Below are 7,568 nucleotides of genomic sequence, written 5' to 3'. Positions count from 1 at the left end.
CCCGGCAGGACGCCGGGTTAGCCGCCCCGCGCCATGGATGGCGCGTGGCGGCGGCCCACGGATTCAAGCCGGAGTGAGGGCATGCCGAGCCTAGGCGAGGCACCGAGTGTTGGGGCGAAGGCCTTTTGGTTACTTTTGGGCCTTTCCAAAAGTGACCCGCTGTAAGAGCGGAACCATAAGCCGCCGTTACCGCAGCAACGGATATGTACACAGACATACCGCCATCGCAGGCAAGCCAGCTCCCCCAGTTAGAGATCCCCCCAATCACTGAGGCACCGCCCGAATCACCGCCCTCGGCCCCTGCGGCCCCACAGGAATCGCCTTCTCCACCGAAGGCAACTGCGGCGCCTGCACATCCGGCATCGCCCAACTACGCTCCGGCTGCAACCCACCCTGGGCCCGGCGCATAAACTCATACCGGTTCAACGTAATACTGCGCCCCGCCCCACTGTCGCGAATAATGTAAGGCCGCAAAAACACCATCAAGTTGGTCTTGTTCACACTGCGCTTTTCATTACGAAACAACGCCCCCAACCCGGGGATATCCGACAACCAAGGCACCGCGTCATTGCTCTGGCTATACCCATCCTGCAACAACCCCCCCAGCACCATGATTTGCCCGTCATCCAACAGAATGCTGGTATCGATCGCCCGCTTGTTGGTCACCGTCCCCGCGTCCACCGAAGCCCGCGCATCGACGCTGCTGACCTCCTGGTAAATGTCCAGCTTCACCGTGCCGCCCTCGGAAATCTGCGGCCGCACGTTCAGCTTCAGCCCCACCTCTTCACGCTGCACGGTTTGGAACGGGTTATTGCTGGTGCCCCCGCCACCGGTCACATAACTGCCGGTGACAAACGGAATGGTCTGCCCCACAAAAATGCTCGCTGCCTCGTTATCCAGGGTCAGCAGGTTCGGCGTCGACAGCACGTTGGTGCCGCCCTTGCTCTTCAACGCACGGGCCAGCACCTTCAAGTCGAGCACCTTGCCGATACCGGGAATGTCCACGGTGCCATTGACCAGACCGATGTTCAGGCCCTTGGGCAGCACATCGATACTGGTTTTGCTGGTAGGCGTGCCATTCAGACCGCTGCCCCCCAGGTTCACACCGCCAAAGCCCCCTCTGCCACCCAGGTTGCCAGCCTGCCACTGCACGCCGAACTCCGTGGCATCGTCTTCGTTGACTTCAACGATCAGGCTCTCGATCACCACCTGGGCGCGGCGCTGGTCGAGCATGTCGATCACTTCGCGCAGGTTGCGGTACAGCGGGTCGGGCGCCGAGATCAGCAAGGTGTTGGTGGTGGCGTCCGCCTGGATCGTCACGCCCCCGGCACTGAACGCGGTGTTCTGGTCGTTGGACGTACTGCCGGCGGTGGTCGTTGCCGAGTTGGCCTGCTGGCCGTACCCCGTCTGCACGCCGCTGCCGGTGGGCGTGCCGCTGCTGTTCTGCGTGGGAGTGCCCTGGCCGTTCTGGCCGGTGCTGCCCATGCTGCTGAGCTTGCCACGCGCCTCGTCACTGACACCGGAGTCACTCTCGCCGGTCAGCAGGCCACGCAGTGACTGAGCCAGCTTGCCGGCCTGGGCGTTGCGCAGGTACACCACGTGCATGTTGCTCGGGTTGCTCTGGGCGTTGTCGAGCTTGTAGATGAGGTTGCGCGCAAGCTCCGTACGTTCGGGGCTGCCAGAGCGGATGATGATCGAGTTGGAGCGCGGGTCGCCCACCACGTTGATCTTCTGGGTCTGGTCGGCGCCCTGGGTTTCCAGGAGTTCAGCGACCATGGCCGCGATGTCCACGGCAATGCCGTTCTGCACTTTCACCACGTCGGTGTCGATGGCGCTCGGCGTGTCGATGCCGCTGATGATCTGCGCCACGCGCGCGAGGTTTTCGGCGTAGTCGGTGATGACGATGCTGTTGTTGCCGGGGTAGGCATTGATCGGGTTGTTCGGCGACACGATGGGGCGCAGCACCGGGATCAGGTTCACCGCGTTTTCGTATTGCAGGCGGAACGTGCGGGTCTGCATGCCCGTGGCGCCAGCGCTGTAGATCGGGCCGCCGAGCAGCTTGGCGTCGGCTTCCGGCACCACCTGGGCCACGCCGCCCACGTCCACCACGCTGAAACCTTGCATACGTAGCGCCGCCAGCAACATGTCGTAGGCCTGGTGCGCCGGCACCTGGCCTTCGCTGACCAGGGTCAGGTTGCCCTTCACCCGTGGGTCCACCAGGAACTGCTGGCCGGTGGCGCGGGACAGCGCGCGCACCACCGCCTGGATATCCGCCTCGACAAAATTCAGCTGCACGGGCTGGTCGCCCAGCGGGTTGCGCGCCTTGACCACCGCCGGGGCATGACCACGGGCGCTGTTGGTCACCGGGTGTTGCACGGGCGCCCGGGGCGCGGGTTCGCGCTGGCGATCCAGCGGCGTATCGCTATGGCGGGTTTCGGCCAAGGGCTGGCCGAGTTCGCTGTCCACCAGCAGCGGCTTGACGGGCTGGTTGTTGCTGCACGCGCTCAGGGCCAGCACCAGCAAGGGTGCGGCCAAACGGAAAGGCGGGACTGACCACTTCATGAAGCTTCCTTAGCGCCAAGCGCCTGATCCATGCGAACGGTCCCGGACACAGTGCCGGCCGAGTTGTCGACGGCGTCCTCTGCGCGCTGCAAACGCGCCTCGGACACCTCCAGAGAGAACGAACGGGGGTTGCCCAGCAGCCAGCTCACCACGGCGTCGGCCGGTGCATTGTCGAAGGTCAGGCGCCAGCCGCCCGGTGCCAGCGCTTCCAATTGATAGCGGCCGTGCAAACCAGCGCCATCCAGGGCCTGGCGCAGCGAGGGTTCGTCAGCCGGCCGAGGCGCGGCGACGTCCTGCAACAGCACGTGCAGGGCTTGCGCCTGGGAGCGCAATTTCGGAGTTTCGGCCTGCCAGTAATCGATTTTTTTCAGCGCCGGCTGCACCAACACCATCCAGGTCAACAGGCTCGCCAGGGCCACGCCGGTGCCGACCAGCATGCGTTTTTCCCGCAGGGCCAGGCCGCTCCAGAACACGTGGGACTGGCCACGCAGTTGCTGCCACTTATTCATCGCTGGCTTCCTGGACGCTGGCGGTTTCAGCGGGGCCGAGGGTCCAGCCATGGTCATCGCGAACAGCGCTGAAACCGGCCTGGGCCAGGGCGGCTTGCCACTCCCCTTCCACAGCGGGGCTGCGGCTGTCGGCTAACAAAGCCAAGTGCAAACGCCCCTGTTCGAACGTCAGGCTCTCGACACTGCCGACCATGAACGGCAGCTGGCTGCCGGCCAGTTGCAACAGGCTGCTGAAGCGCTGGCCCGGCTCGCCCGCCGCACCGCTCTGCCGCGCGGCCAACTGCTGGCGGGCCTGCTGCAAGGGGTTGAGCACCACCGGCAATTCGGGGAATGCCTGGCGCACTTGCTGGCTGAGCATTGCCTTGATTCGTTGGCCTTCATCCGCCTGGCGGGCGGCGTACAGGTTCAGGCCAATCGTCCAGATCGCAGCGGCCACACCAAGGCAGGCCAACGCCCTGCCCCACCCCACGGTAGACGGCGGACTCAGGCGGCCCTGCAAGCCCCACGCCGGTGTTGCGCCGCTCCAGCGCTGCGCCGCATCGACCCACTGCACATCCAGCGCTGGCTGGCCCAGGGGATGCACCGCGCCCTGTTGCAAGGTGTCACGCGTCAACAGATACCCGTCTTCCAGCACCGACGTGCCTACCGGCAACGCATAGGGCGCCGGGTACAGGCCGCGCAGCTTGAGTTGTGCCTGAGCCAACACCTGGCCCAAACGCTGCAAGCCGTCCTTGGGCACCCAGGCCACTTGCACACGCCCGTCGCTTTCGCGTGGGCCGTGGGCAACCTGCATCTGCTCCACCGGGCCGAGGATCAATGCCTGTGCTGCGCAAGCCACGGCGGCCTGGGTTTTAGCCGCCGGCAATGGCGGCAGTTCCAAGCCAGTCAGCAGGCTGTCACGCGGGTGCAGGAAGCAGTCGACGGCCTGGCGATGCTTGCCCAATTGCGCCAGGCGCTCCTGGCCTTCACTCACCACCGCCCCACGCTCCACCCAGGCAAAAGTCACCGGGCTGTCAGCGCTGAGTTGATCGAGGGGCGGCAAGCCAATGCGCAAGCGTTTCATACGCCCACCCGCGACCAGATCACCCGGGGCTGGCGGTCTTCCGGGCGGTGCAGCAAAGCATCGAGTGTCACCCGCCGCTGCTCGCGCCGCGCCTGGCCCTGCAGGCGGAACCACTCGCTGGTAATGCCCACCTCCACCGAATCCACCGCCACCTGGGGCAAGTGCAGACGGTTGACGAAATCCCCGCGGTTGATAAACCAGCGCCCGCTGTCCCGCTCGGCCACCAGCCCCTGGGCCTGGGACAGGCTCAGTTGCGGCACCACCGCACTGAGCACTTCGGCGCTGGCGGTGTTGCCGTTGACCCAGGTATTGCCGGGCAGCACGCTGATAAAGGTCTGCAGACGCTGCAGCAGCAGCGGGTCGAGGCCTTCGAGGCCACTGAGGTCGTCCAGGCTGCGCAGCACCGGGTACTTGGCGGGCAAAGCGTCATCCCCTGTGCGCTGATCATAGGAGCCAATCACCCTCTGGCTGATGCGTCGGCTCAGGCTTGGGTCGACGCCGATCAGGCGACACAGGCGCTCGAAACGCTGCAGTTGCTCGGCATCCACCTGCTGGCGGTTGACCAGGTTGCGCAGGTTGAACTTGCCTTGTTCATCGGCCAGCCGCCCCTCAAATGCACCGCTCTGGGCGTACGCCCACGGTTGGTCGAGGCGGGTCAGCACGTCTTTCTGGCGGGCGTCCCACAACAGGCGACGGCTCTGCTCCAGGCCACCCTGCAACAGCCACTGGCCCTGAATGCGCAGTTGCTCGGCTTCCAGGCTGCGGGTGAACACGGTCTGACGCGTGAGCATGCTGCCGGCGAGCACCGCCACCACTGCCGCGATCAGCAAGGCGCTGATGATCGCCATGCCGCGCTGCTTCGCCGCTGCGGGCGAATGCCGTTTCATGGCGAGCCTTACAACTGCCAGGAGCCGATATCGGCATTCACGCCGTCGCCGTCCGGCTTGCCGTCAGCGCCGAGGGAGAACACATCGACCTCGCCGTTGGCGCCCGGGTTGAGGTAGTGATAAGGGTTGCCCCACGGGTCGTTCGGCAGGCGGTCAAGGTAGGCGCGCCAGTTGCTGTTCTTGGCATCGGCCGGGCGTTCCACCAGTACTTTCAAGCCCTGGTTCATGCTGGGGTAAGTGCCGTGGTCGAGGCGATACAGTTTCAGTGCCTGCATCAGCCCGCCGATGTCCTGTTTCGCCGCCGTGGCCCGTGCCTGGTCCGGGCGGTCCAGCACCTTGGGCACCACCATCGCCGCAAGAATCCCGAGGATGACCACCACCACCATGATCTCGATCAGGGTGAAGCCACGTTGGCCGCGAGGGCCTGGCAATGGGGCGTTAAGGGGCGCGATATCCATCTCGACATTCCTTGGCTGGGGTTCAATTCGTGGCGCAGTGTTGCAAGAACACATGTCAGTCGTATTGAAAATCCTCGGGAGGTTTGGTCGCCAATCGGTCAACTGCCGGCGCTAGTCTGCGGGCCTGTTTCCAGGGTTTGAGAGCGCCATGGTCGGCCGTCGCAACGCGCAAGGTTTTACCCTCATTGAGGTGCTGGTGGCCCTGGCGATCATCGCTGTGGCCATGGCGGCCGCCGTGCGCGTGGCGGGCCTGATGACCCAGAGCAATGGGTTGCTGCGCGACAAGTCGATGGCCTTGCTGGCGGCCCAGAGCCGCCTGGCGGAGCTGCGCCTGGAGGGGCACCTGCGCACCGGCAAGAAGACCTTCGAGTGTGACCAGGGCCGTTTGAAGTTGCGCTGCGAGCAGACCATCAACGCCGATGGGCGCCTGTATCAGGTCAGGGTGCAGGTGCTGGACGCCAGCCGCGAGGCGCCGCCCCTGGCCCGCCTGGACACCCAGGTCATGGCCGAGTGAGCGGCGCCAGTTCCGGGGCCGGCGCCAGCTTGTCGAGGTGGACCCGCTGCTTCTCGCCACCGCGCTCGATCTCTACCCCATCGCCTTCGATGGCCGTGAGACGCACGCCAGGGCTCACCCGTTCGCCCAGCAGGAAACTGCGCGGCGGGCCGTCGTTGAGGCTGAGGATCGCCACTGCGCCCCGCGCCCCGGCGAGCACACCCGAGACTTTGATTTGCACCGCCGTCGGTGCGTTGGAAAACCATTGCAGCGCCGGGCTGTCACTGCGCGCTGCCAAGGCCTGGGGGGTGGCCTGGGGCGTGTGGGATTCGGCCGAGGTGAGCAACAGCGGTGTCCAGACCGCCACGCCCGCCAGCGCGGCCAACACGCTCAGCGCCTGCACGCCGTGGGCCAGGGTAAAACGATGAGCGAATGCCATGTCCAGGACCTCCTGTTTGTCCGTGGCACCAGCCTACAGGCCAATTCGCACGTTTTTATTTCACAACCTCTCCAGTTCCCCAGGTGCCTTGCGATGAAACAACGCGGCTTCACCCTGATCGAGCTGATGGTGGTGCTGGTGATCATCGGCATCGCCAGCGCGGCCATCAGCCTCACCATCAAGCCCGACCCGCTGCACCTGCTGCGCAAGGACGCCGAACGCCTGAGCCAATTGCTGCAAGTGGCCCAGGCCGAAGCCCGCGCCGACGGTCGGCCGATCACTTGGCGTGCCGACGCCAAGGGCTATCGTTTCAACCGCCGCAGCGACGATGGGCTGGACGTGGAGACCTTTAAAAATGACGATTCGCTACGACCACGCCTCTGGGAAAGCACCCCGATGCAAATCAACATCGAACCCCGGCAGACCCTGGTGCTCAACGCCGAATGGATCAACCCGCCCGTACGCGTGGTGCTGTCGGACGGGCAACACAGCCTCAGCCTGCAACGCGATGCCGCCGGCCTGCTACGCGTGGTAAGCCTGCCATGAACGCTGCGCAAAAAGGCTTCACGCTGATCGAGGTGATGGTGGCAATCATGCTGATGGCGGTGGTCAGCCTCATCGCCTGGCGCGGCCTGGACAGCGTCACCCGTGCCGACCAGCACTTGCAGGCCAGCACCGAGCAGACCGAAGCGCTGTTGCGCGCATTGAACCAGATGCAGCGCGACATCAGCCTGCGCGCCAGTGTTGAATTGACGACGCCCGGCACCTCCCAGGAAGAGACAGACAAAACCGATGGGCTCGCTGCCGTCACCGTGCGCAGCTCCGACAGCAAAGGCTTCCGGCTGGACGTGATCCGCAGTGCGCCCGCAGCCGGCGATGGCTTGCAGCGCGTGCGCTGGTGGCTCAAGGGCGACAACCTCTACCGCGCAGCCGCGCCAAGCCGGGATCGTTTCCCGCTGCCGGCAGCGAAAGATGGCGTTGTTGTTTTGACGGGCGTCAGCGACCTGCAAGTGCGGGTCTGGGAAGCGGACAAGGGCTGGCGCCAGCTGAGTGGCAATCGACGGGAAGACCCGTTGGGGATGGAGATCAGCCTGGTGCGACAGACACCCCAGGGCGTGGAGCGGTATCGGCAGGTGATGGGGCCGTTGAACTGATAC

The 7,568-nt window shown here is 65.3% G+C and carries 9 protein-coding genes; 3 read left to right on the top strand and 6 right to left on the bottom strand.

Going from position 1 to position 7,568, the window contains the following annotated elements; translation table 11 throughout:
• Positions 1-264 precede the first annotated feature (264 nt).
• From gspD to gspG, 5 genes are read right to left on the bottom strand one after another with little or no spacing between them, the layout of a single operon-like run.
• Positions 265-2,562: a type II secretion system secretin GspD gene (gene gspD / locus HX792_RS20080; RefSeq protein ID WP_176997724.1), complete on the bottom strand. Its 2,298-nt coding sequence runs from the start codon at positions 2,560-2,562 to the stop codon at positions 265-267.
• Positions 2,559-3,071 (bottom strand): type II secretion system protein GspM, encoded by a 513-nt coding sequence (gene gspM, locus HX792_RS20075; protein ID WP_176997723.1) that lies wholly within the window; start codon positions 3,069-3,071, stop codon positions 2,559-2,561. The genes gspD and gspM overlap by 4 nt, the downstream gene beginning before the upstream one ends.
• A complete protein-coding gene (gene gspL / locus HX792_RS20070; protein WP_176997722.1) occupies positions 3,064-4,134 on the bottom strand; it encodes a type II secretion system protein GspL in 1,071 nt (356 codons plus the stop codon). The genes gspM and gspL overlap by 8 nt, the downstream gene beginning before the upstream one ends.
• Entirely contained in the window at positions 4,131-5,021 is an 891-nt protein-coding gene (gene gspK / locus HX792_RS20065) for a type II secretion system minor pseudopilin GspK (RefSeq protein WP_176997721.1), read from the bottom strand. Before gspK ends, gspL begins: the two co-directional genes overlap by 4 nt.
• Before the next feature lie 8 nt (positions 5,022-5,029).
• Positions 5,030-5,479 carry a type II secretion system major pseudopilin GspG gene (gene gspG / locus HX792_RS20060; protein WP_176997720.1) on the bottom strand — a complete coding sequence of 150 codons (450 nt, stop codon included), beginning with the start codon at positions 5,477-5,479 and terminating at the stop codon, positions 5,030-5,032.
• 148 nt (positions 5,480-5,627) lie between these two features.
• On the opposite strand from gspG, the gene gspI reads away from it, so the two are divergent.
• Positions 5,628-5,993, top strand: a complete 366-nt coding sequence (gene gspI, locus HX792_RS20055) for a type II secretion system minor pseudopilin GspI (RefSeq protein ID WP_176997719.1) — start codon at positions 5,628-5,630, stop codon at positions 5,991-5,993.
• On the opposite strand, the gene HX792_RS20050 is transcribed toward gspI, so the two are convergent.
• Entirely contained in the window at positions 5,980-6,411 is a 432-nt protein-coding gene (locus HX792_RS20050) for a type II secretion system protein N (RefSeq protein ID WP_176997718.1), read from the bottom strand. The genes gspI and HX792_RS20050 overlap by 14 nt on opposite strands.
• 93 nt (positions 6,412-6,504) lie before the next feature.
• Between HX792_RS20050 and gspH the strand changes: the two genes are divergently transcribed.
• Positions 6,505-6,957: a type II secretion system minor pseudopilin GspH gene (gene gspH, locus HX792_RS20045; RefSeq protein ID WP_176997717.1), complete on the top strand. Its 453-nt coding sequence runs from the start codon at positions 6,505-6,507 to the stop codon at positions 6,955-6,957.
• Positions 6,954-7,565 (top strand): type II secretion system protein GspJ, encoded by a 612-nt coding sequence (locus HX792_RS20040; protein ID WP_176997716.1) that lies wholly within the window; start codon positions 6,954-6,956, stop codon positions 7,563-7,565. Before gspH ends, HX792_RS20040 begins: the two co-directional genes overlap by 4 nt.
• The last annotated feature ends 3 nt before the right edge of the window (positions 7,566-7,568 follow it).

The sequence above is a fragment of the Pseudomonas sp. B6002 genome (assembly GCF_013385985.1).
In the GTDB taxonomy this organism is placed as follows: domain Bacteria; phylum Pseudomonadota; class Gammaproteobacteria; order Pseudomonadales; family Pseudomonadaceae; genus Aquipseudomonas.
The sequence above is the reverse complement of the archived record's forward strand: the minus strand, read 5'-3'. Positions and strand labels throughout refer to the sequence as shown.